Here is a 25,045-nt window from a genome sequence, read left to right on the forward strand (position 1 = left end):
GGCTAAATTTAGCCGGGGATTTTTTCTATTAGCTATAATCGTATTCTTTTGCTCGATCAGGACGGGAATTTTCAAATTCCGTTTTTAAATACGGGCGATACGACTGTTCTATCTTTTTCACAAAAGGAAGTTTGTTCAACTTATGCATCATATGCTCAATTTGTTCCATATCACAATATACTACAGCATATTTTAATCGTTTTGATATGTAATGTATGTTACCATATTTCCTTAAAATCTTGGCATGTTTCAATGAATGTAAATAAACAATCATACTTTGTCGTTGCCCGAACATAATCTTCTCCATCTTCTCCTTTTAAAAACATATATTTTATATTCTATGAAAACCAATCAGAAATTTATAACATTACAGGACAAACTCTGTATACGTTTTCTTCCAACTTCTAAAAAACGGGGTACATCACCCCGTTTTTTTACAACCACAACCTCCGCCAGTACCACAACCTCCACCACAGCCACCAGCATCAAAGAATGGATTTCCTGTTGGCACTTTAATGGAAGAAGACACTTCCGAACCGATTGCTACACTAACTTCGTCTAATAACTTCTGCAAAGCAGTTTCTGCTCTTTTAAAAGCTGCAACCTTATCATGTAAGTCCACAGAACGCTTTAATTCTCTCATTTTCATTGACACGGTAGTATAGTCAGGATGGTATTTTCCAAAACGCTGTACTTCCTCATACCGTTCTTTCATCGCTGTAAATTGCTGAATGAGCGTCTGAAGTTCCATATCTTCATGTAATTCTCTATAATACTTACGATAATCTTCTGCTATATCTGAACAGATAATCGCTTTTGCAAGCTGCTCTGCCTTATCTAATATTAATACGCTTTCTAGCGTCGCTACAATCATGAGAGACACCTCCGAGTATCCATCATACCACATTTAGATTAGAACTACTAATTGAAGTGACTTACTCAAAAGAAAGATATAATGAAACTATTTTTACACTATATCCGTACACACTTATACATTAATATGTTCCGCTATATTATATTTAAGAACATCCCACTTTCCACTATTTTGTTTCACATAACTAATACACGCATTTTTTAATGGTGTCTTAAATGTAATTTCATCTGGTTCTATGGCATGTAAAATCGCTTTTATCGCGTGTGAGTGAGCAACAATAATAATACGTTTGCCAAAATGAGTTGTCGCAACATCTTCTAAAGCAGCAAAGCAACGAGCTACAATCTCTTCATCTCGCTCCATACCTTCTACTTTACCTTCAGCAATCAACTCTCTAACAGCCGCAACCGGCTTCCCTGAAGCTTCTCCAAAATTCCGTTCAACAAATCGCTCATCTAATAAAATCGATTGTAATCCAACTGTCTTTGCAATTTCATTAGCCGTTTCTTGCGCTCTAATTAACGGGCTACTTATAATGATATCCCACGTTTCTTCTTGTAAAGCAGCTGCACTCTGACTCGCTTGCTTCTTACCAACTTCATTAAGCGGAATATCTTCTCGCCCCTGAATAATTTCTTGAAAATTCCAATCAGTTTGTCCATGTCGTACTAAACAAATTTCCGTCATGCTGCAACTCCTTTTTAAATAATCAACCTCTATTGTAACAAAAGTTCTGCATGACGGACATATTTTTCACTTCCAATTAGGTTGCATTTTGTTGCTTCATATACTGAAACATATCAATCATGATCGAAGCAACGGCCAATTGATTTTGAAACTTTTCCACTTTATCTGGTATTGTTTTTTTGAAATGTTGCATCGCCGCTAACTCAAAAGCCTCTTTTTCTTCAGGATTTCGTGTTAATTTTCTATACCAGTACGGTTGCTCTCTAATATAGCGAGATAAATCCTCATCAGCCTTTATAAACTCCATAATTTCTGCTCTCATCATCTTTCCCCCTAATCCTTTTGAAAGAAAAACGGGTTATTTTCTGAAGTACTTTGCTCTTGCTGCGTACGGTTACCTTGAAATTGCTGAATAACTTGTTGCACGCTCCCAATTGCACTCGTCACATTGGCTAAATGGTTCTGCATTTGTTCCACGTCCAACTTTTTAAAAAAAGAAAGCATTTGCCCCATCACATCAGCAGTTTTTTCCTCTTCAGTTCGATTATCTTTTTCTTTTTTATTTTCTTTTACCGAAGAAAACGCAGGCGCTCCATCCGGTCTATAAGTTGCCCATATTGGATCTTCTTCACCAAGTAAGTACCATTCTTCATAAAATTGTTGCCATGTTTTATGACCACTTCTAACCTCATGAACCATTTTAGGGTGATGGTTTACAAATTCTTTAAACTGTTGAACCGATGGATGTAACGGTCCTTTTGTTGTTGGCATAATCCTCACCTCTCCATGTATATCTACTATATAGTAAGAAAAAAAAGGCGCATGGTTCGCCTATTTTTAGACGATTCATGCACCTTTTTTTCTGCTATTTTCATACGGTCAGATTCCCACCTACAATTCAGTGAATACGAAGTAACTAATTTGGTGATGTTAACACCCCACCGCTTACAATTTCACTTTATTTTCGAATAAAGTTTTGTGTATAAAATTTATCGTATACACCAACACCTAATCCTGTAAATTGTTCATTTAATAAATTCTTTCTATGCCCCTCACTATTTAACCAACCTTGCACTGCCGCAATTCCATCACTATGTTGCGCCGCTATGTTCTCACCAGCAAGTTGAAATCCTACTTTCCCGCGCTGCAAACGATCTCCTAGTGTACCTAATGTAGGTGAGTCATGAGAAAAATAATTATTGTCTTTCATATCTTTACTGTGACCAACAGCAACATCTGCTGTTTCCTGATCCCATGTTAATAATGGTAATTTATGACGACTTCGAATGATATTTGTTAAATCAAAAATTTGTTGCATATTCCCATTTTCTACTTGTTTTATTTTTTCTGGAGTCAATGGTTGTTCTGCTATTAATTCACCTGAATAAACGAGCTGATACGGTCTTTGGCGTAATAAAGTTTCATCATCCATATAACGAACACCAACAAGCTCATGTGTAAATTGATCAAAATACAATTGCGCCCATCCATCTTCTACAGGTATTAACGGTTGTTCCATGACTTCGGTATCAGATAGCTCAAATTGATAACTATTTTTCCCTCTTTTTAATGAAATTTCATGCGAAAGCGGACTTTTTTTATATACTTCTTCATATTTTTCATTTATATAATAAGGTGGAACCTTAACTTGTTCACCAGCTGCGTATGCCGTTACAACTTTACGTTCAGAAACTCCAAATTGAACATACTGAGTTAAATCCTGGTTGTATACCCACCATTCATATCCGTATGCAGATGGCTCTATTCGAGAGGGTTCTCCCCACTTCGCTAATAAGTTTTCAGAGTCTTCACCAATCATATTTAAAACAGTGTCTGAGGAGTCTTCCTTAATTTGCTTTTTCTTTTTCACAATTTTATTTTCTTGCTTTGATTGAGATGGGGTTAATATATATTGTGAAACGAGTAATTTCCCGTATAAATCAACAGCTAAAATTAAAAATGTAATCATTACGATACGCAATAATTTCTTCAAACGATATACCTCCTGAACAAAACATAAAATTGAGATATACACAAATCCTTTTCTTTCTTTTTGTGTGTACCGTACTCTTTTCACTATATCATATTTTTGTGAAAAAAGTCTGGATTATCCCTTTTCTCTCAATATGAATTGCACTTTCTTATTATTCATACTATTATAAAAATAATGGTGTAACATTAAAAAAGGAGGTATTATATGCAATTTACAAATACGAAATTTAATGGAGCCGTCGTTGAATTAACTCTTTTAACTGAAATCATGGAAAACAACCACTTCGTACTTGCCGGACAGTGGGATTATGAGCGAGTTACATACGATTATAAATTTGAAATATTAAAGGATGTTTATTATTTACGAGTGCAAGGAGTTGCTGTTGAAGGTGACATTGGCAGTAGACACGCTGAAGTAAAACTACTTCCCCCCTTATTAGGAAAACATTATTATCCTCACGGCGTTGAATATGGTGATGATGAGACTTTCCCAACGAATGTACTTCAAAAAAGCGAACAACTCCTACAAAATGTCGAAAAAGAGTTAAAAGAATTTCAAATTATTGATTAACAAAAACAAGCGCATCAATATGATGCGCTTGTTTTATTTCCCTTTCCTAAGAATGAATCGTTTTTTTTACTGGATATCCATAAATAGATCCATCTTTTACTTTAATCTCATCTTCCCAAGGAACCTTATATTTACCTTCAGCTAAATCTTTTACAAACGTATATGGATTTTCTTTCACCCCACCAGGAGTTGCTACATATCCTCTTGAACCTAGATTATATATATTATTTTCCAATCCCCATCCTAATCTAGCCTGATCTGCTAGTTCTGGATATACTTCAGCAGTAACAATCTCCCAAGGATTTCGATGTCCCTGTACTAAAGTAGTCCCATCAAAATTACATACTTGTCCTTCACCAAAGTAATAAAATACGCCATCATAACCCGCTAAGTTTACCGACAATGTATACATTAAATTCTGCCATGCATTTGAACGATTGGTTAGCATCCATTGTTCACTAACTTGTGTACTATATCCAGAAATACGAATTAAGACATTTGCACCTTTATAGGCCGCTTCACGAGCTACTTCAGGGAACATGCCATCATGACAAATACAAACAGCTAATTTACTTCCTCCAGGTCCATCACAAACAGGTAAGCCTAAATCTCCAGCTTTCCAAGGCTCGACTGGCACCCAAGGATTTAGCTTACGATACTTCAAAATCATTTCACCTTGTGGATCAATAATAACTGCTGTATTATATGGCTCTCCACCATCAGGATTTTTCTCCATTATTGAAAAAACACCATATACTTTAGATTCTTTACATGCCTCAGCAAATAAGTCTGTTTCTGGCCCAGGCACTGTGCATAAAAATTCTTCTGTAGTCCATTTTTTTGTATTGAGCCCTTGTGTACTATATTCAGGAAATACTATCAATTCTAAACCAGGGTAACCTGATTTGGTCGAATGAATTGTTTTTATGATTTGTTGAATTTGTTTATCAATGTCTGCACGCGATTCTACTACTGGTACTGGATATTGAATTAGTGCTGTCAAAAAACCACTAATCGGCTTTACCATACTTCCACTACTACCCATTTAAACTCCCCCTTAAAATAGTTCGTGTTTATTAAAGATAACAATATATATTTGTAACTCTCTAAAAAACTTGCACTACATATGGAATTATTACGCATGAAAGCTAGTAGTAAATTTTATCTCCACTTTTAGTACACGCCTACACTAACTTAACATAAAAAGTTAGAAAATTCAATCTTTTTAAGGTAGCTAAAAAGAAAAAGCGCATGGAATCCCGTACACTTTTTTACTTAATCTGTAAATACGGCGGCAATTGTTGCAACTGCTCCTTATCCTTTTCACGTTCTCTACGTGCCCATCTAAAGAATACATAGCCTATAATTGTACCGTACACTATTTCCTGGACAATTTTCATTATGATACCACCAGTTTGCTGATCTTGTACGACTGGCATCCAGTGCAAAAATTCTGGTCCCGTTATATTTAAATCTGATAAAGTGCCCGCTGGTACACATAGTTCCATCGCTTTCATCCAAGCAGCCGGATCCGTATACGTTGCAAATAACGGGGCTGTCGCAAAAATGATTAACGCACATGCAGGCGTTAATAATATGCCGTTAGCAAACATATAACCAAGTTTCTTTATATCACTTAACGTTTGATATTCTGGTAATGGATTTAACATCGGCCACCACATCATGATTGCTGTAAAAAACAATATAGCGAGACAAATAGGATGAGCTATTTGACTTTGTTTTACCGTATCAAAAACAACTGGTAAATGATAAAAAGAAAACAGGCCGTTAAATACAAATAACGCAATAAGCGGTTTAGCAAATGCCTTTAATATAATTTGAACAAACTTAAAAGAAGTAATGTAACGATATAACCAAATTGGTATACCAAGCAACAGTAACGGTGGAACTGCAATATACATGACTGCCATTTCAAACATATGAGCACTAAATATAATATGGCCAATTAAATCAATAGGCCCTCCCTTTACAAAATACAAAAGAACAATACCAGTCGTAAAATAAAAAATTTGCTTCTTACTTACCTTCGTCGCATTTTCAAATCGCATTCTATATGGCCCAATAATTAAGAAGTACCCAATAAGAATCGAAAGCATAAATAATAAAAAGATTGGACTCCATAAAGCCTGAAAACCAAATATCCACAAGTTACTCATTTTCACACCTACCTTCGTAAGGTTATCTCATAATATGAAGAGGGAGCTGTGACAACACAAGCTCCCTTATTTTTCACTTTTCAAATCCACACGATTGTCATAAAAGCTAAAATTGTAATTAACCCTATTAGCAGACCAGAGTAAAGAAAGAAACTTGCTGCTTCATGTCCTTTATGACTCATATGCATAAAATAATACAATTGAAAAATTACTTGTACCACTGCTAATAGTAAAATAAACGGTACAGAGAAAATCGGACTAAAAGTTTTTGGATACGCCACCGCTACAAATGCAACTAATGTTAAAAAAATCATTAATGCAAACGTAATAACTTGATGCCTCATTTCCTCCGCACTTTTTCTCTTCCGATAAACAAGATCAACTTTAGGATTATTCGTTTGCTTTATCGCCATTGTTTATCCCACCATTCCCATTAAATATACTACAGTGAAAATAAACACCCAAACTACGTCAATAAAGTGCCAATAAATCGATGCAACATAAAACTTCGGTGCATTGTATAAATTTAGACCTCTCTTCGCATTTCTAAAGATTAATGTTAAAATCCAACATAACCCAAACAATACGTGGAGTCCATGTGTACCAACAAGAGCATAAAACGCAGAGCCAAACGCACTACTTCTCATAGTATGCTTAAATTCATGTGTATAATGATAAAACTCATATATCTCAAATCCTAAAAACCCTAAACCTAGCAATACTGTTACTAGTAACCAAAGCTGCATTTTCTTAAAGTTAAAGTTTTTCATGTGATACATCGCATATACACTCGTTAAGCTACTCGTTAATAAAAGCATCGTCATAATGAAAACGAGTGGCATTTGGAACATCTCTTGAGATGTTGGTCCACCATTTGTAGAATTCTTTAACGCTAAATATGTTCCGAATAAGGAAGCGAACAACACTGTTTCGCCTCCAAGAAATAACCAAAAACCGACAAACTTATTTTTCCCTTCAAGGGTTGCTTTTTCAGGCTCTGCTGGAAATGTTTCATTCGTTAATTTTTCATCTACATGCATTATGCCTTGCCCCCCTTATCCTCTAAATCTTCTTTATGAATATGATACCCATGATCATCAATTACTGAACGTAGGAACATTGTGCCAAATGTAATGATTAAACCAATAATTGCTACTAATAACCAGAACTTATCTTTTCCGCCCTGCATATACATCGCACCAAATGCCGCTATAAACAATCCGAAAGAAATGACAAATGGTGAAAACGAAGGATTTGGCATATGAATATCACCAACTGGTTCCGCTGCTGTCATTTCTTTATTACCTTCACGTTTTTCAATCCAAAACGGATCTAATCCGCGAACAAATGGTAATTGTTTAAAGTTATATTCTGGTGTCGGTGCTGGCATTGTCCATTCTAATGTACGTGCATCCCACGGATCACGACCAGCTTTTTCTTTTGATACTGTCGTTTTAATTACATTGAATAGAAGAACAATCGTTCCAAGAGCCATAAACACCGCTCCGATGGAACTAATCATATTCCCCATTTCCAACCCTTGCCCTTCAAGATATGTGTAGTAACGGCGTGGCATACCAATCAAGCCAAGGAAATGCTGAATAAAGAAAGTTAAATGGAAGCCGATAAAGAATAGCCAAAACGTTATCTTTCCTAATGTTTCATTTAATACTTTATTAAACATCAGTGGCCAATAATAATGAGCTCCTGCAAGTAAACCAAATACAACACCGCCAACGATTACATAATGAAAATGCGCTACTACGAAATAGTTATCATGAAATTGATAATCAGCTGGTGCAGATGCTAGCATAACCCCTGTAACTCCACCCATTACGAATGATGGAATGAAAGCTACTGCCCACATCATTGGTGTCGTAAAACGAATACTTCCGCCCCACATTGTAAAGAGCCAGTTGAATATTTTGATACCCGTCGGAACCGCAATCGCCATTGTTGCGACTGAGAAAATAGCATTAGCAACTGGACCAAGTCCAACAGTAAACATATGGTGCGCCCATACCATAAATCCTAAAAATCCAATTAATACAGTCGCAAACACCATCGATGAATAACCAAACAATCGTTTTTTCGAAAATGTTGCGAAGATTTCTGAGAATATTCCGAAAGCTGGGAGTATAAGAATGTATACTTCTGGATGACCGAAAATCCAGAATAAATGCTCCCATATAATTGTATTCCCGCCCAATGCCGGATTAAAGAAACTTGTTCCAAATAAACGATCTAACATTAAAAGTCCTAATCCTACAGTTAACGGCGGAAAAGCGAATAATATAAGCGAAGATGTTACAAATGTTGTCCATGTAAACATCGGCATACGCATATACGTCATTCCTGGAGCGCGCATATTAATAATGGTTACAAGGAAGTTAATTCCTCCAATTAGTGTACCAATACCTGAGATTTGCAAGCCGAGTACATAGAAATCAACACCATGACCTTTAGAGGCTAAAGCTAAAGATGCATAAGATGTCCATCCTGCATCAGGTGCTCCACCTAAAAACCAACTTAAATTTAAAAATACTCCACCAAAGAAAAATAACCAAAATCCGAGTGAATTCAAAAACGGGAACGCTACATCACGTGCACCAATTTGAAGTGGTACAGCGGCGTTCATAAATGCAAACACGAGTGGCATAGCTGCGAGGAAAATCATTGTTGTACCGTGCATCGTTAATACTTGATTATAAGCATCCCCAACAAGAAAAGCGTTGTTAGGAATCGCTAATTGAAGGCGAATAAATAGAGCTTCTATTCCGCCTATTACAAAAAACAATCCACCTGCAATTAAATAGAGAATGGCAATCTTTTTATGGTCTACTGTCGTTAAATAATCCCATATGACAGCACCCATCCCCTGTTTTTTTGCTACAGAACTCACGTTTTCAACCTCCCCTTCGCGAATAGTCCCTCTTTACTTTTCAACTTTTAACGTTTGTAAGTATGCATTTAATGCATCAATTTGATCATCCGTTAAGTTGCCATATTTGCCAGTCATTTTGTTTCCTGGCTTCATATTTTCAGGATCTTTCAGCCATTTTTTTAAGTTTTCTTCATTGTTTTCGGCAATACCGGCAACCATATCGCGATCCGCAAAGTTTGCTAAGTTTGGTGCGATACGAGCGGAAGGTGGTCTACTATCATTAGATCCAACTGCGTGACAACCAATACAGCTTTTATTAAATATTTCTTGGCCCTCTTGCGCCTTTGTTGAAGCTACTTCTTTCTTCCCATCAATCTTCTTCATATCAGCAAGCCATTTTTTGTACTCGCTTTCATCTAAAGCTTTCACTTTAAATTGCATTAAAGAATGTGATGGGCCGCAAAATTCTGTACAAAAACCATTATAAGTGCCCGATTTATCTGCCTTTAACCACATTTTGTTCACATTGTCTGTATTTGTATCCATTTTCCCTGCTAAAGATGGAACCCAAAATGAGTGTTTAATATCGGCACCCTTCAAATTTAAATACACTTTCTTACCTGTGGGGATGACCAAATCTTGCGAAGTTACTATCTTTTCTGATTTATAAGAAAATTCCCACCAATAAAGATTCGCTGTTACATCAACAACGATAGTATCTTTATCAATATTCTTTTTCTCCATCGCACTTACATCAGCAAGTTTGAATGTATATGTAACTGTTGGAACAGCTAAGATTAGTAAAAGAATAATCGGAATAACTGTCCATATAATTTCTAGCTTGTGATTCCCTTCAACTTGCTCTGGAATATAATCTTCCTGACCTTTCTTTTGTCGGAAACGCACAATTACATATAAGAAAATAATAGTAACTACTAGTACTACTCCTACCATGATTGCACTCGCCAGTAGAAGTAAATCATATTGCATTTTTGCTACTTCTCCTTGCGGAATTAAAGTAGATTGAAAGGCTTTACCGCATCCCCCTAACAGTAAAGCCAGCAGTGAAACGAACGAAAGCAGTCGCCACTGTTTCTTCATACAAACAACCCCCACTTTCCTTGTGAATTAGATTGTACTTTATAGTTAAGTAAAGTAAATCTCAACGTAAAGAAATCCAATTATGTCGTTGTCTTAGAAGAATGTAACTACAATCATTGATACAAATAAGATTGTTAAATAATTTAGGGAATAAACAAACATTTGCACGGACCATTTGATGTCATCTTTCTTACGGAAGCCATAAAATCCTAAAACGATCCATCCGATGTTAAGCAGTGTTGCAATTACCATAAATGTTATCCCTAGTCCACTCATATAAAATGGTAGTGGTAATAAACATACTGTCCAAATCATAATTTGGCGTTTCGTAATTTCAAATCCATGAACTACAGGAAGCATTGGAATTCCTGCATTTCGATATTCATCAACACGTTTCATTGCTAATGCAAGGAAATGTGGGATTTGCCAAATAAACATAATTAAAAATAACATCCAAGCAATTGGATGGCCTAAAGATGGATCGATTGCTGCCCATCCAATTAAAGGAGGAACTGCACCAGATATACTACCTACAACAGTATTTAGTGTATACTTTCTCTTTGTCCATAAACTATATAGAACAACATATGTGAAAGCACCAATAAATCCCATTAAGACTGCCATTGGTGTTGTTAATAATAAAAATACAAAACCAAGAAGTAATATGACTAGTCCAAATGTAAGTGCAAATCCTGGTTTATACTTTCCAGTAACCGTTGGACGGGTCTTTGTTCTTTCCATTAATGGATCGATGTCTCGATCAATGTAGTTGTTTAAACAACATACCCCTGCCATAACTAATCCAGAACCAACGATTGTAAAGAATAACTTATCCAGATTGTCCATTACACTTAATCCATTAAAGTGTAATGCCAACCAAAATCCTGTAAATACAGTAAGTGTATTTGAGTTTACAATCCCCATTTTAACGAGTGCTTTTAAATCTTGTAACCGAGTTGTTTCCGGTACACTTGTAACAGCGGACTCATCATGCAGCTCACTTGTTGCATGGTTCATCACTCTAACCCCCTCTTAAAACTTTCATCTTTCTTTTTGCGCATATTTCAAATGAAATAATTCGCTTCTATATAGCAATATTATTACAGTAGAAACATTGTTAACCCATTCTACTACTAATCTACGCTCATACTCCAATATATTAAATCATATTTCCCGAACATTTTGTGAAGAAAACATGAACTTTTTGTGTCGAATATAAAAAACTTCATTCTGACTTGTCCTTATCATAACATGATGTTACCTTCTATAATAAACTATTTTGTCCTATTTAACACGTATTCTCCCCATTTCTTTTCAAAATAGCCTATTTTTCACCCAAAATTTTCCTTAGGAACCCTGTTTTTACACCTGTTTTCTCCCCATTTCCTTCCTCCTCCATTTCTTTGCTATTTTATTATTTTTTATATATCATAGGAACTAGCGCGTTTTATTCTATACATAATGGAATGAAAATATTTCGCAATAACTTCATAGCAGAAAGATGGTGAAAGAGATTGCAACGCTTTATTAAATGGTTAGCAGTCATTACAAGCCTTGATTTATTAATAGTTTTATTAGGAGGCGCTTTAGTTACAAAAACAGGTTCTGGTCAAGGTTGTGGTAAATCATGGCCACTTTGTAACGGTGAATTTGTTCCATCTAATTTATCAATGGAAACTATTATTGAACTTAGCCACCGATTAACATCAGGATCAGCTGGAATTCTTGTCACTCTCCTTTGTATTTTGTCCTGGAAATATTATAAACATGTGCGTGAAACAAAAACGTTAGCAATTTTATCCTTCGTATTTTTAGTTGCACAAGCATTAATGGGAGCAGCAGCAGTTGTTTGGGGCCAAATGCCCGCTGTACTTGCTATCCACTTCGGTATTTCCTTAATTTCATTTGCTTCTGTCATTTTATTAACGTGTCTTATCTTTGAAATTGACCAAAAATTTGATGCACGTTCACTTATTATGGACAAAAAAATGAAATTTCATATTTATGGTGTAACAATTTACAGTTATATCGTCGTCTACACAGGCGCTTTAGTACGTCACGAACGAGCTAGCTTAGCCTGTCCAGACTTTCCTTTATGTAGCAAAAACAGACCTATGCCAACTCAACTACATGAATGGGTTCAAATGGGCCATAGAGTTGCAGCGATGTTAATTTTCGCTTGGATACTATACGCGATGATTCTCGCTATTCGCCATTACAAACAGCAACCTGTCGTATATTGGGGATGGATCATTTCATTTATCCTTGTTACACTTCAAGCTGTAGTAGGAGTTTTAGTTGTATTTACAAACGCTAGTTTAGCGATGGCATTGTTACATTCTCTATTTATTTCTTGCTTGTTTGCTGTACTATGCTATTTAGTTATGTTAGGAACAAGAAGTAAAGTGAATGCAAAAGAAGCTGCATCAACTTCTAAACAAACAAAATAATATAAAACTAAAATTCCTTGCCGAATTGGCAAGGGATTTTTTTGCAATAAAAAAAGAGCTGTATTTACACAGCCCTTTTTTTATTTTAGTGATCTAATTCAATAAGTAAATCACCCGTTTGAATTGCATCACCATCGTTAACATATACTTTCTTCACTTTACCATTGAACGGCGCTTGAACTGTCGTTTCCATTTTCATCGCTTCTGTAATTGCCATAGAATCGCCTTTTTTCACTTCGTCGCCTTCTTTTACAACTACTTTAATTACCGTTCCTGGCATCGTTGCACTAATATGATTTGGATTCTCACGGTTTCCTTTCACACGTTGTGCAACTGTTGCTTTTACACTCTCATCTTTCACGATAATTTCACGTGGTTGACCGTTGAATTCCAAGTAAAGAACACGGTTTCCATCCGGCTGAGGTTCTCCAATTGATACTAGTTTAACCATCAATGTTTTACCCTGTTCAATTTCTACATCAATTTCTTCACCTAGTCTCATACCATAGAAGAACGTCGGTGTATCAAGTACAGATACATTTCCATAAAGCTCAGCAACTTTTTCATAATCCATAAATACTTTTGGATATAAAGCATATGCCACTACATCAAAAATCGTTACTTCGCGTCCAAGTTTATGGAATAATTCTTCTTTTAACGCTTCGAAATCTACTGGCTCTAGTAATTCACCTGGTCTTACTGTTAATGGCTCTTTCCCTTTTAAAATAATCTTTTGTAATTCTTTCGGGAAACCACCGTACGGTTGACCTAAATCACCAGAGAACATTTCAACAACAGACCCTGGGAAGTCCATCGCATGTCCACGCTCTAAAACATCTTGTTCTGTCAGATGGTTCTGAACCATAAATAATGCCATATCACCAACAACTTTTGATGATGGCGTTACTTTTACAATATCTCCAAACATGTCATTCACACGGCGGTACATTACTTTCACTTCATCGAAGCGATCTCCTAAACCAACCGCCTTCGCTTGTTGCTGAAGATTACTATACTGCCCACCCGGCATTTCATGCATATATACCTCTGTATGCGGCGCATTCATACCACTTTCAAACGGTGCATAGTATTTGCGTACATCTTCCCAATAATGAGATAGTTTTTCTAAAGAATCTATATTAACATCTGGTTGTCTTTCGTTTCCACCTAATGCATAGTATAGCGTGTTCGCACTTGGTTGTGACGTTTGACCAGCCATAGAACTCACTGCTACATCGACGATATCAACACCCGCTTCAATTGCCTTCGTATACGTTAATATACCATTTCCACTCGTATCGTGCGTGTGCAGATGAATTGGAATCGACACTGTCTCTTTTAATGCAGAAACTAAATCATATGCTGCATTTGGTTTTAGTAAGCCCGCCATATCTTTAATACCTAAAATGTGAGCTCCTGATGCTTCTAACTCTTTTGCTAAATTTTTATAGTAATTTAAATCATATTTACTACGCAGTGGATCATGAATATCCCCTGTGTAGCACATTGTTGCTTCTGCAATTTTACCAGTGTCTCGTACAGCGTCAATTGCAACTCTCATGCCTTCCACCCAGTTTAAGCTATCAAAAATACGGAATACATCAATGCCTGCTTGAGCAGAACATTCCACAAATTTTTGAATTAAATTATCTGGATAGTTTTTGTATCCAACTGCGTTTGAAGAACGAAGTAACATTTGGAATAACACGTTCGGCATTTTTTCACGAAGATCTAGTAATCGTTCCCATGGATCTTCTTTTAAGAAACGATACGCAACGTCAAATGTTGCACCGCCCCACATTTCCGCTGAGAATAGGTTCGGTAACATTCTCGCTGTTGGCTCCGCAATTTGATGTAAATCTTTTGTACGAATACGAGTTGCAAGTAATGACTGGTGTGCATCACGGAATGTTGTATCCGTTAAAAGTACACGCTTTTGATCCTGTACCCATTTTACTAATCCGTCCGCTCCACGCTCGTCCAAAATTTGTTTCGTTCCATTTTGGATTGGCTCTGAATGTTTTAAACATGGAATACGAGCATCTGGGAATATTGGTTTTTCTTTTTTACCTACCCCTGGGAAACCATTTACTGTTACTGTACCAATGTAATTTAACATTTTCGTTCCACGGTCTTTACGTTTCGGGAACAAGAACAATTCAGGTGACGCATCGATAAATGAAGTATCATATTCTCCTGATAAGAAGTTTTTATGTTTTACTACATTCTCTAGGAATGGAATATTTGTTTTAATACCACGAATACGGAATTCTTTTAAGTTACGTTCCATTTTTGCAGCAGCTTGCTCAAAAGTAAGTGCCCAAGTTGTAACTTTTACAAGTAAAGAATCGTAGTACGGTGTAATAACTGCACCTTGGAAGCTATTTCCTGTATCAAGACGTACACCAAAACCACCGCCTGATCGATACGCCATAATTTTTCCTGTATCCGGCATAAAATTATTTAGCGGATCTTCAGTTGTTACACGAGATTGAATTGCAAATCCATGTACAACTACTTCCTCTTGCTTCGGAACACCTACCATTTTGCTATGTAATGCATGTCCATCAGCTATTAAAATTTGTGATTGAACAATATCTACTCCCGTAATCATTTCTGTAATCGTATGTTCTACTTGAACACGTGGATTTACTTCAATAAAGTAAAACTCATCATCTTTTACAAGGAATTCTACTGTTCCTGCATTTAAATAATTTACATTTTTCGTTAACTTCACAGCAGCATCACAAATACGCTGACGCAGATCATCTGAAAGTGATACACTCGGTGCAATTTCTACAACTTTTTGATGACGACGTTGTACAGAACAGTCACGCTCGTATAAATGAACAACATTGCCTTCTTCATCTGCTAAAATTTGTACTTCTATATGTTTAGGTTTTTCAACGAATTTTTCGACGTAAACTTCATCATTACCAAAGGCTGCTTTCGCTTCTGATTTCGCTCGATTATATGATTCTCCTAATTCCTCACTAGTACGCACAATACGCATACCACGACCGCCACCCCCAAGGGATGCTTTAATAATAATCGGGTAATCATACTTTTCAGCAAATTTTTCGACTTCTTCTAATGAATTTACTGGACCATCACTACCAGGTATAACTGGAATTTGTGCTAGCTGCGCTTGTGTTCTTGCTTTCACTTTATCTCCAAACATATCTAAATGCTTACTTTTCGGACCGATAAAGATAATTCCTTCTTCTTCACAACGTTTAGCGAATTGAATATTTTCTGACAAGAAACCATATCCAGGGTGGATTGCATCTACATGATTACTTTTTGCAATCTCAATAATGCCTTCAATATCTAGATAAGCATCAATTGGTTTTTTTCCTTCCCCAACTAAATAGGACTCATCGGCTTTATAGCGATGATAAGAACCACTATCCTCTTTAGAATAGATTGCAACTGTTTTTAATCCAAGTTCCGAACAAGCTCGAAACACACGAATTGCAATCTCTCCACGGTTAGCTACCAATACTTTTTGAATACGTTGCAGCTTTGTCATGATTTTCCCCCTCTACTTTCCTACCACTCTAGAGATAAAATATATACACACCTTAAAAAGCGTGAAGTTCTTCACTTTCCACATTATATTATACTTAGAAAGCTTCACTTTATTTTTATCCATCATACCTTATTTTTTAACAAATGATAAGTTTTCTGTGCAATTTGTTTCACAAAAATAGTATAGCATACCTCTTCCTTTTCTAACAACTTAATTGTATATCACATTAAACTAAATGTGATATATTGTTTAACCGAAAGATATATTAATACATCACATTTAAAACTACTTAAAAATAAAAACACATTATGCTCTAAAGCATAATGTGTTTTTATTTTACAACTACAAGATGTGGTCCATTTTGTTCTCTTTCTTTCATTAGACCATTCTGTTGTTTCTCTTGTCGTTTCACGTGACTAGCAATATTGAGTAGTATCCCCATCGCAAGTAGATTAGCTAATAAAGAACTACCACCGTAACTGACAAACGGTAATGGTACTCCGGTAAGTGGTATTACTCCAGACATACCACCAACATTAATAAACGTTTGAACTCCAAACAAGCTTGCAATTCCGATAGCTATTAAACTTCCAAATGGATCTGTACACTTTTGTGCGACTCTAAATGATCGAATAATTATAAGCAATAAACAAATCAAAATGATTGCTACGCCTATAAAACCAAGTTCTTCCGATATAATTGCCATAATAAAATCCGTTTGTGGTTCTGGTAAATAACCATACTTTTGCACACTATTTCCTAATCCCCTACCATTAAGCCCTCCAGAAGCAATTCCAATAAATGAATTTACCAATTGGAATCCATCCTTTTGAGGATCATTAAACGGATCAAGGAAAACAGAAAAACGTGCCTTTTGATATGGATTTAATGCATAATTGCCAAGAAGATATAGTGCCGGAATCCATACTATAGAAGTTAAAGCAATTCGTTTAATCCATAAGTTAACCTGTACTCCCGAACAAAGGAACATAATTCCTACTGTTCCTGCAATTAACAAATCAGTACCTAAATCATTTTGCTTTAATATTAAAAACATGATTATACCAACACCAATGAGTACTGGACCTGACCCTTTGAAAACAGGTGTATTCGTTTCTTGTCTTTTCGCAAAAAAATGAGCTAATATGAGGATAACCGTTATCTTTACAAATTCCGCAGGCTGTATTCCAAATATCCATCCGTTTGCACCGTTTACTGACTTAGTGAAAAAGGCAGCTGCAGCTAATAAAGCAACACTAGCACCGTAACTCCCCAACAAAAAAATTCGTTTTCTCCAAACTTTATATGGGATAGTAGCAATAATTATTAATACTATTGTCCCAGCAACTAAAGTAATTAATTGTCTTTTAAAAAAGAAATTTGCTGGTTTATCAAATCGCGAAATCGCAACAATGGAACTAGAACTATATACCATTATTACCCCCAGCACACATAAGATAACAAGAGGAAGTAACAATGAATAATCCATTGATTTCCATACTTTTTTCATTTCATTTCCTCTTTCTGTTTCAATTTAATTATTGTTGTATTCCATATGTACATTGATTCTTCCTGCTTTATTATACAAATAAAAAGCTCAAACTAATTTAGTTTGAGCCCCCTTATTTGAACCCGTTATTGTTGTTTGTTTGTAAATGCTTCATGAAGTGCAGATAACTCACGTTCGAGCTCACCTAACATTGCTTTCCCTTGTTCTTCTGCAATAAGACCAAGGCGAACTGCAAAATCGACCTCGCGGGATAGTCCAAACATTTGTGTGTCTAACACTTCTTCATATAATGGACATTGCGGCATTGTAAGATGGTCCATTTGCACCTTAATAAGTCTTAAAATCTTCTCTGCATCCGCTTGTAGAAGGGCTAGTGCCTTTTCCTGATGATTTGCTACTGTCTCAGACGCCAAATTGATTCCCTCCGTTTCCGTCCTACTCTCCTCTATCCTATCTATTAATATTAGCGATAGTTTTAATAAATTGCAATAGAAACATTTTTTGTGACAACAGTGTCTAATACTATTATACTGAAAAGTGGGAGTATAACACAAATGGGGGAACAACAATGAGCGAAATTTTATTTATTAACGGAAAAGTACGTTTTCCAATCACTATTGATCCAACTGTTTGGATCTTTGATGATCGAAAAGTAGATTTGACAACTTACTTTGATGAAACTAGAGAAAACACGTCTGAACTAGAAACTTATTTAAAAAACACTTCAGAACATTGGGATCGCGAAATTCGTGATGGTGCCGCTTTTCCTCCAATACAACAAAGTGTGAAGAAATATAAAAAAGAACAGCTGATTACTGGAACATTTGGTATACCATTTCATCCATTCCTTGCTAACGCTGAAATTTTAGAGGACGCTACGCAAGTTGAAATTGAAACGGTAGATCATACAATGACACTTCCATTAGAAACTGTCAAAAATGCTATACTAGGCTTTTCAAAAGAAGGAAAACCATTAAAAGAAGACGGGCCTGTTCATCTCTATTTCAATGATGGATCTAATCAACAAAATCCAATCCGTCACATCCGTAAATTTACAATTATTTAAAGAAAAGGAGTGAGCTTAAGCTCACTCCTTTTTACAATAAATCTGCTGCTAGTTGAGCTAAATTAGATCGCTCTCCTTTAACAAACTTCACATGACCACTAATACGCTGTTCTTTAAACTTCTCTACAACATACGTTAAGCCATTATTATATTCATCTAAATATGGGTGATCAATTTGCTGAGGATCTCCCATCAATACAATCTTACTCTTTTCCCCTACCCTAGTTAATATCGTTTTCACTTCATGCTTTGTTAAATTTTGTGCTTCGTCAATGATAATGAACTGATCTGGAATACTTCTCCCGCGTATATAAGTAAGGGCTTCTACTTCAATCGAACCCATTCCAGCTAGAATAGCATCTAACTCTCCTGGCTTTTTCGTATTAAATAAATACTCTAGGTTATCAAAAATTGGCTGCATCCATGGTCTTAATTTTTCTTCTTTTTCTCCTGGTAAATAACCGATATCTTTTCCGACTGGAACAATTGGTCTTGCCACAAGTAATTTTTTATATAACCCTAAGTCTTCTGTTTGCATAAGTCCCGAAGCTAACGCAAGTAACGTTTTTCCTGTGCCGGCTTTCCCCGTTAACGTTACAAGCGGAATATCTTCACGAAGCAACAATTCTAATCCCATAATTTGCTGCACGTTTCGTGGTCGTATCCCCCACACTTGTTCATTGTGAAAAATAAGTTTCTTTACCTTCTTCCCTAAGTGATCCACAATGCCAAGCGCAGAACTAGAGCCCCCTAATGCATCTTTCATTACTACAAATTGATTTGGGTAAAAAGGATGATTCGCAATTTCAGATAGAGGCAATTCACCTTTCTCATAAAAATAATCCAATTGTTCTTTTGATATATATCCTTCTAAAAAACCAGAATATATATTTTCTACTTCAATTACGCGATCACTTAAATAATCTTCAGCCTTCAAACCAATTGCATCAGCTTTTACCCTTACGAGTACATCTTTACTTACTAAAATAACAGACTTCCCATCCTCTTTTTCCTGTTCTTCTAAAGATAGATTTTTTGCTACAGCTAAAATTCGATTATCATTTGTTTTTTCTACAAAAATATCTTGTAGTTGCACAAATGAACGATGGTTCAATTCAATACGAAATGTTCCGCCGTTTTCTAGCGGGATACTTTCATGCAGCTTTCCTATTTCACGAAATTTATCTATTAACTTAGATACATAACGAGCGTTTCTTCCTACTTCATCCATATAACGTTTTTTCGAATCAACCTCTTCTAATACAACTGCTGGAATCACTACTTCATTGGTTTCAAATGAAAAAATAGATAAAGGATCCTGCAAAAGTACATTCGTATCTAACACATAAATTTTATCCAACCTGTTACCCCCTGACTCCACTTTTAAATTTGTAGAACAAGGGTTTCATCCATACAATATGGACGAACCATTGTTATAATTATATGTACCGTGTAAACGAGGTAGAATCGAAAATCATAGTCATTAAACCTTTTATTTATTCTTTATTCATTTCTATTCAATATATTACTTTTTATTATAATTATTAACGTTAAATCACAATAACCGACTACAAAAGTGAATAAACGAATTTCTTATTTAGCATCTTTATAATTCTCTTATCCCTACTAAGACTTCGTTATCCAGCTTTTTCGCTGCCCGAAGATCATATGTTTTTTCATATGTTGGTTCAATTGCAAGTTTCGCTCCATAAAACATAACATCACGCACTTCTTGCACCTTTACTTCTATTACAGTTAATTTTAGAGAAATACCTTCCATTCTATCTGTCAAAATTTCACCTGCACCACTTATAGAAAATACGGATTCATTCGCCATTATAGTCAATACCACACCTGTATTATGACGTATATTTTCCACAATACGTGAACGTTGATCTACTGCAAATCGAATACTAGTTTTACTCACTGCATACACCCAAGAAATAGCACTTACGTTAGGAACTTGTTTTTCGAAATCTGTCGTTGCTATCATAACAATACACTCTTTACGCAACGTTTGTACTAAATCCTCTGTTAAGGTAGGCTCTACTACATTCGCCATATTTTCACCTCCAAATATACTTGGTATATCCTTATCATAACTTATTTTTCGAATTGCGAAAATATTATTTTTTCCCACTATTATTCAAAAACATTATACTTCCATGATATACTTATACTGATAGAATTCGTATTGAGGTGACGAAATGAGAGTCAAATGTATGATTTGTGATAAAAAAGATATGTTAGATGATGAAAATCCTATGGCAAAAAAACTGCGTAATCGCCCTATTCATACATATATGTGCATGGAATGTTCGGAACGAATTGCAGAGCGTACAATGGAACGTCATGCAAGTGGTAATTTCCGATTATATCGTGATAAAAAAATCGAAGATGATTGGTAAAATGTAAATAAGTCCTTACTCATATAGATAAGGACTTATTTATATTTTTCTGGTTCACGATTCATCTGATCCAAAAAACAATCAATGGCTTCTAACGGAAACCTTGCAGATTTCCGTTCTCCATTTATTTCATATGTAATTAAATACATTTCCTCGTTCTTTTCGACTTCCACATTTCTTAATTTATGTTCTTCATATACCATATTTTGAAATAACAAATATGTTTCTTTTGCAGCACTATCATCTGGACGTGCTTCCGCAACTGTTTTAATTGTTAACCAATTATATAGTGCATCTTGTACTGAACGCATGAAAACTCCCCTTTCTTATCCTGCTTTTTGTTGTTTCGCTTGACGCAAACGCAGTCTATAAATTCCAAGTACAATTGCCGCTACAACAAGTCCTTCTCCAACAGGTAAAAACACAGCAAAAAAGGTTAATACTGTGCATCCAATTGCTAATGATATGTATATCACAATATTTTTTAGTACAGACAACTTTCTAGCAAACCCTAAATTATAAACGAGAGCACTTAATATAATAATCGTCCCATAAAGTAACCACATTCCTAACTCTGGATTTTCATCTACCTTACACAATTTTGCAAAAAAAGACATCCTTTCTAACACACTCTTCCCCCCTAGCAGTAAAATGCAATTTTCTTTATACACTTAATACAAGAGTAACTCGCAAAAAAAATACTGTCCACAAAAAAGAGTAAATATTCTAAAAAAATAAACAAAATAAAAAAACAACGCCCTTTATAAAGGGCGTTGTTTTTTTATTTTTACGCTTCAACAGATTTCTTTTTCTTAGCAGCTCTTTCGCGCTCACTCTTATCAAGAATCTTTTTACGTAGACGAATTGATTCTGGAGTTACTTCACAGAACTCGTCATCGTTTAAGTACTCTAATGATTCTTCTAAAGTCATTAGGCGTGGTTTCTTCATTGTTGAAGTTTGATCTTTCGTCGCAGAACGAATGTTAGTTTGTTGTTTCATTTTCACAACGTTAACTGTTAAGTCGTTCTCACGAGTGTGTTCTCCGACAATCATACCAGCATATACTTCTGTACCTGGTTCAACGAAGATTACACCACGGTCTTCAACTTGCATAATACCGTATTGTGATGCTTTTCCTGTTTCAAGTGAAACTAGAACACCTTGGCGACGTCCACCAACTTGTCCAGCGTGTACTGGTTGGTAGCAATCGAATGTATGGTTTAAAATACCGTAACCACGAGTTAATGTTAAGAATTCTGTTGTGTAACCAATTAAACCACGTGCTGGAACCATGAAAGTAAGGCGAACTTGACCGTTTCCGTTATTCACCATATCTAACATTTCACCTTTACGTGCACCCATAGATTCCATAATAGAACCAGTGTATTCTTCAGGTACATCGATTTGTACGCGCTCTACAGGCTCACATCTTACGCCATCAACTTCTTTAATGATTACTTCTGGCTTAGATACTTGTAATTCATAACCTTCACGACGCATGTTTTCAATTAAGATAGATAAATGTAGTTCCCCACGTCCAGATACGATCCACGCATCAGGAGAATCTGTATTATCTACACGTAAACTTACATCTGTTTCTAATTGTGAACGAAGACGCTCTTCAATTTTACGAGATGTAATGTATTTACCTTCACGACCTGCAAATGGGCTGTTATTTACAAGGAACGTCATTTGTAGTGTTGGCTCATCAATACGTAATAATGGTAACGCATCTTGATGTTCAACTGGACATACTGTTTCACCTACGTTAATGTCTTCCATACCAGAAACGGCTACTAAGTCCCCTGCTTTTGCTTCTTCAATTTCTTGACGTTTTAATCCCATGTAACCGAATAATTTCGTTACGCGGAATTGCTTCACGCTTCCGTCTACTTTCATTAAAGCAACTTGTTGTCCAACCTTCATTGTACCGCGGAATACGCGACCAACTCCAATACGTCCAACGTAGTCGTTGTAATCAAGAAGTGCTACTTGGAATTGAAGTGGCTCTTCGCTGTTATCAATTGGTGCTGGAATATGTTCGATAATTGTATCGAATAATGATTTCATATTCTCTTCTTGATTTGCTGGATTTGAATCTAAGCTTGCTGTTCCGTTCATTGCTGATGCAAATACAACTGGGAACTCTAATTGATCTTCGTTTGCACCAAGCTCAATGAATAAGTCGATTACTTCATCAACTACTTCATCTGGACGAGCGAAGTCACGGTCAATTTTGTTTACAACTACGATTGGAGTTAAGTTTTGCTCAAGAGCTTTCTTTAAAACAAATCGTGTTTGTGGCATACAACCTTCATATGCATCAACAACAAGTAAAACACCATCAACCATTTTCATGATACGTTCTACTTCTCCACCGAAGTCAGCGTGACCAGGTGTATCTAAAATGTTAATTCTTTTATCTTCATAGTGAATCGCTGTATTTTTCGCTAAAATTGTAATACCGCGTTCTCTTTCTAGATCATTTGAATCCATTGCGCGTTCTTCAACGTGTTCGTTCGCACGGAAAGTCCCCGCTTGACGTAATAACTGGTCAACAAGTGTTGTTTTACCATGGTCAACGTGGGCAATAATTGCTATATTACGTAAATCTTGTCGTTTTTTCAACATGTCCAACTCCTAATGTCTTTTTAATCCTTCTCTATTATAAGAGCGAAGGGGATACAATAGCAATTAAAATAAAAGCAAGAATGAAAATATAGTTGTATTCTTACTTTTGTGAAAGTAAAATGAGATTGGAGGGTGAAGAAATGGAACACATTCAATATCGCTTTTTATTAACTGCAATTATCGGTGTTATTTTCTTAATCGGTATCGGCATTATGATTGCTGAAAATAGTCCAATCGGTATTATTATTTGCATTATCGGCACATTTGTTACAGTTGGATACGGTTTTGTAACAAAAAGAAAAATGCGCAAATCACAATAACGCTAAAAAGTAAGAAGCTTATACACAGCCTCTTACTTTTTTTGTTGCTCTCATATAAACGATAACACTTCTTCATACACTCCTGGTTTTGCAACTAACACACTGCTCTTCTCTATGATAGAAAGTGGCGCTCCAGAGAATGTCGTCACCTTACCTCCAACTTCTTCTACAATTATCTGCCCTCCGCCAAAATCCCATGGTGATAATCTCGGCGTTACATATGCATCTATTCTTCCTGTTGCAACGTATACCATCTCTAACGCTGCACAGCCATATGACCTTGTGCCCCTTGCTTTCTTAACAAGTGCCATCATACTTTCCATATTAAGCAATGGATTATCTGTAAGCCATATCGCATTTAAAGCTACAATACCTTGCTCTACAGTTCCTTTTTCCAATGGAGGAATTGATATATCATTACAAAAAGCTCCAGATCCCTTGACTGCATGATATAGTTCATCATGCACTGGATCATATATAAGTCCAATCTTTCCGATACCGTTCTCATAAATCCCAATTGAAATCGCAAAATTTCTTTTTTGATGAACAAAGTTCATCGTGCCGTCAATTGGATCAATTAACCAAACAACCCCGTCAGAAGACGTTATCTCGTCTCCATAACCCTCTTCTCCTAAAATATTATGATTCGGGAATGTTTCTTTAATTTTCCCAATTAAAAACTGTTCTATCTCTCGGTCCATATTTGTAACTAAGTCAGCTGCATTTGATTTTGTTTCTATAATAAGTGCTTTTTTCATTGATGCCATTAAATGCTCTCCTGCATCCCGAATCCACCGTTTGGCGTGTGCATCGATGTCTTTCCATACTTCTTGCATGTTTA

27 protein-coding genes are annotated in these 25,045 nt (G+C 35.9%); 5 read left to right on the top strand and 22 right to left on the bottom strand.

Going from position 1 to position 25,045, the window contains the following annotated elements:
* Nucleotides 1-28: 28 nt before the first annotated feature.
* The 6 genes from DN399_RS19265 to DN399_RS19290 all read right to left on the bottom strand — a co-directional run bounded on the left by DN399_RS19265 (nt 29) and on the right by DN399_RS19290 (nt 3,554).
* Entirely contained in the window at nt 29-295 is a 267-nt protein-coding gene (locus DN399_RS19265) for a YlbG family protein (RefSeq protein WP_002082261.1), read from the bottom strand.
* Nucleotides 296-421: 126 nt separating this feature from the next.
* On the bottom strand, nt 422-874 hold the full coding sequence (locus tag DN399_RS19270) for a YlbF/YmcA family competence regulator (RefSeq protein WP_000634366.1): 453 nt from the start codon (nt 872-874) through the stop codon (nt 422-424).
* A 114-nt stretch (nt 875-988) separates the two neighbouring features.
* Nucleotides 989-1,561 (bottom strand): histidine phosphatase family protein, encoded by a 573-nt coding sequence (locus DN399_RS19275; RefSeq protein ID WP_000134946.1) that lies wholly within the window; start codon nt 1,559-1,561, stop codon nt 989-991.
* A gap of 76 nt (nt 1,562-1,637) precedes the next feature.
* On the bottom strand, nt 1,638-1,883 hold the full coding sequence (locus DN399_RS19280) for a YlbE-like family protein (RefSeq protein WP_001200990.1): 246 nt from the start codon (nt 1,881-1,883) through the stop codon (nt 1,638-1,640).
* 11 nt (nt 1,884-1,894) lie between these two features.
* Entirely contained in the window at nt 1,895-2,332 is a 438-nt protein-coding gene (locus DN399_RS19285; protein WP_001143346.1) for a YlbD family protein, read from the bottom strand.
* Between the two features lie 187 nt (nt 2,333-2,519).
* The gene (locus DN399_RS19290; RefSeq protein ID WP_000735378.1) at nt 2,520-3,554 is read right to left on the bottom strand and encodes a CAP domain-containing protein; all 1,035 of its coding nucleotides are present in this window, start codon (nt 3,552-3,554) and stop codon (nt 2,520-2,522) included.
* A 204-nt stretch (nt 3,555-3,758) separates the two neighbouring features.
* Between DN399_RS19290 and DN399_RS19295 the strand changes: the two genes are divergently transcribed.
* Nucleotides 3,759-4,124 carry a YugN family protein gene (locus DN399_RS19295; RefSeq protein ID WP_001160947.1) on the top strand — a complete coding sequence of 122 codons (366 nt, stop codon included), beginning with the start codon at nt 3,759-3,761 and terminating at the stop codon, nt 4,122-4,124.
* A 46-nt stretch (nt 4,125-4,170) separates the two neighbouring features.
* On the opposite strand, the gene DN399_RS19300 is transcribed toward DN399_RS19295, so the two are convergent.
* From DN399_RS19300 to ctaB, 7 genes are all read right to left on the bottom strand, one after another.
* Nucleotides 4,171-5,169: a formamidase gene (locus DN399_RS19300; protein ID WP_000535802.1), complete on the bottom strand. Its 999-nt coding sequence runs from the start codon at nt 5,167-5,169 to the stop codon at nt 4,171-4,173.
* Between the two features lie 226 nt (nt 5,170-5,395).
* Nucleotides 5,396-6,301 carry a cytochrome c oxidase assembly factor CtaG gene (gene ctaG, locus DN399_RS19305; RefSeq protein ID WP_000069022.1) on the bottom strand — a complete coding sequence of 302 codons (906 nt, stop codon included), beginning with the start codon at nt 6,299-6,301 and terminating at the stop codon, nt 5,396-5,398.
* A gap of 80 nt (nt 6,302-6,381) precedes the next feature.
* A complete protein-coding gene (gene ctaF / locus DN399_RS19310; RefSeq protein ID WP_000985706.1) occupies nt 6,382-6,714 on the bottom strand; it encodes a cytochrome c oxidase subunit IVB in 333 nt (110 codons plus the stop codon).
* Between the two features lie 3 nt (nt 6,715-6,717).
* Nucleotides 6,718-7,341, bottom strand: coding sequence for a cytochrome c oxidase subunit III (gene ctaE / locus DN399_RS19315; RefSeq protein ID WP_000557861.1), 624 nt, complete (start codon nt 7,339-7,341; stop codon nt 6,718-6,720).
* Nucleotides 7,341-9,176 carry a cytochrome c oxidase subunit I gene (gene ctaD, locus DN399_RS19320; RefSeq protein WP_153578907.1) on the bottom strand — a complete coding sequence of 612 codons (1,836 nt, stop codon included), beginning with the start codon at nt 9,174-9,176 and terminating at the stop codon, nt 7,341-7,343. Before ctaD ends, ctaE begins: the two co-directional genes overlap by 1 nt.
* Nucleotides 9,177-9,236: 60 nt before the next feature.
* Nucleotides 9,237-10,286, bottom strand: coding sequence for a cytochrome c oxidase subunit II (coxB, locus tag DN399_RS19325; protein ID WP_000745268.1), 1,050 nt, complete (start codon nt 10,284-10,286; stop codon nt 9,237-9,239).
* Nucleotides 10,287-10,379: 93 nt separating this feature from the next.
* Nucleotides 10,380-11,303 carry a protoheme IX farnesyltransferase gene (gene ctaB / locus DN399_RS19330; RefSeq protein WP_001015058.1) on the bottom strand — a complete coding sequence of 308 codons (924 nt, stop codon included), beginning with the start codon at nt 11,301-11,303 and terminating at the stop codon, nt 10,380-10,382.
* Between the two features lie 497 nt (nt 11,304-11,800).
* Here ctaB and ctaA point away from each other — a divergent pair, with 497 nt between their 5' ends.
* Entirely contained in the window at nt 11,801-12,736 is a 936-nt protein-coding gene (ctaA, locus tag DN399_RS19335) for a heme A synthase (protein WP_001188742.1), read from the top strand.
* 85 nt (nt 12,737-12,821) lie between these two features.
* On the opposite strand, the gene pyc is transcribed toward ctaA, so the two are convergent.
* From pyc to DN399_RS19355, 3 genes are all read right to left on the bottom strand, one after another.
* Nucleotides 12,822-16,268: a pyruvate carboxylase gene (gene pyc / locus DN399_RS19340; RefSeq protein ID WP_000164085.1), complete on the bottom strand. Its 3,447-nt coding sequence runs from the start codon at nt 16,266-16,268 to the stop codon at nt 12,822-12,824.
* A gap of 331 nt (nt 16,269-16,599) precedes the next feature.
* Nucleotides 16,600-17,778, bottom strand: a complete 1,179-nt coding sequence (locus tag DN399_RS19350; RefSeq protein ID WP_033692897.1) for an FtsW/RodA/SpoVE family cell cycle protein — start codon at nt 17,776-17,778, stop codon at nt 16,600-16,602.
* Between the two features lie 125 nt (nt 17,779-17,903).
* Nucleotides 17,904-18,191: an Fpa/YlaN family protein gene (locus DN399_RS19355; protein WP_000135694.1), complete on the bottom strand. Its 288-nt coding sequence runs from the start codon at nt 18,189-18,191 to the stop codon at nt 17,904-17,906.
* A gap of 155 nt (nt 18,192-18,346) precedes the next feature.
* Between DN399_RS19355 and DN399_RS19360 the strand changes: the two genes are divergently transcribed.
* Nucleotides 18,347-18,844 carry a molybdopterin-binding protein gene (locus DN399_RS19360; protein ID WP_149149898.1) on the top strand — a complete coding sequence of 166 codons (498 nt, stop codon included), beginning with the start codon at nt 18,347-18,349 and terminating at the stop codon, nt 18,842-18,844.
* 31 nt (nt 18,845-18,875) lie between these two features.
* Here the strand turns inward: DN399_RS19360 and DN399_RS19365 are convergent, their stop codons facing one another.
* Nucleotides 18,876-20,204, bottom strand: a complete 1,329-nt coding sequence (locus DN399_RS19365) for a PhoH family protein (protein ID WP_000358083.1) — start codon at nt 20,202-20,204, stop codon at nt 18,876-18,878.
* A gap of 246 nt (nt 20,205-20,450) precedes the next feature.
* Nucleotides 20,451-20,906, bottom strand: coding sequence for a pyridoxamine 5'-phosphate oxidase family protein (locus tag DN399_RS19370; RefSeq protein ID WP_000024596.1), 456 nt, complete (start codon nt 20,904-20,906; stop codon nt 20,451-20,453).
* Between the two features lie 145 nt (nt 20,907-21,051).
* Here DN399_RS19370 and DN399_RS19375 point away from each other — a divergent pair, with 145 nt between their 5' ends.
* On the top strand, nt 21,052-21,252 hold the full coding sequence (locus DN399_RS19375; protein ID WP_002082250.1) for a YlaI family protein: 201 nt from the start codon (nt 21,052-21,054) through the stop codon (nt 21,250-21,252).
* 35 nt (nt 21,253-21,287) lie between these two features.
* On the opposite strand, the gene DN399_RS19380 is transcribed toward DN399_RS19375, so the two are convergent.
* From DN399_RS19380 to typA, 3 genes are all read right to left on the bottom strand, one after another.
* Complete coding sequence (locus DN399_RS19380) at nt 21,288-21,563, bottom strand: hypothetical protein (RefSeq protein WP_001258151.1); 276 nt, start codon at nt 21,561-21,563, stop codon at nt 21,288-21,290.
* 15 nt (nt 21,564-21,578) lie between these two features.
* Nucleotides 21,579-21,881: a YlaH-like family protein gene (locus DN399_RS19385; RefSeq protein WP_000893662.1), complete on the bottom strand. Its 303-nt coding sequence runs from the start codon at nt 21,879-21,881 to the stop codon at nt 21,579-21,581.
* A 158-nt stretch (nt 21,882-22,039) separates the two neighbouring features.
* On the bottom strand, nt 22,040-23,884 hold the full coding sequence (gene typA, locus DN399_RS19390) for a translational GTPase TypA (protein WP_000914762.1): 1,845 nt from the start codon (nt 23,882-23,884) through the stop codon (nt 22,040-22,042).
* Nucleotides 23,885-24,024: 140 nt separating this feature from the next.
* Here typA and DN399_RS19395 point away from each other — a divergent pair, with 140 nt between their 5' ends.
* Complete coding sequence (locus DN399_RS19395; protein ID WP_000400127.1) at nt 24,025-24,204, top strand: DUF5325 family protein; 180 nt, start codon at nt 24,025-24,027, stop codon at nt 24,202-24,204.
* Between the two features lie 50 nt (nt 24,205-24,254).
* On the opposite strand, the gene DN399_RS19400 is transcribed toward DN399_RS19395, so the two are convergent.
* Nucleotides 24,255-25,040: an inositol monophosphatase family protein gene (locus tag DN399_RS19400; protein WP_001158701.1), complete on the bottom strand. Its 786-nt coding sequence runs from the start codon at nt 25,038-25,040 to the stop codon at nt 24,255-24,257.
* Nucleotides 25,041-25,045: the final 5 nt, after the last annotated feature.

It is taken from the genome of Bacillus sp. AR4-2 (assembly GCF_008274865.1).
In the GTDB taxonomy this organism is placed as follows: Bacteria; Bacillota; Bacilli; order Bacillales; family Bacillaceae_G; genus Bacillus_A; species Bacillus_A cereus.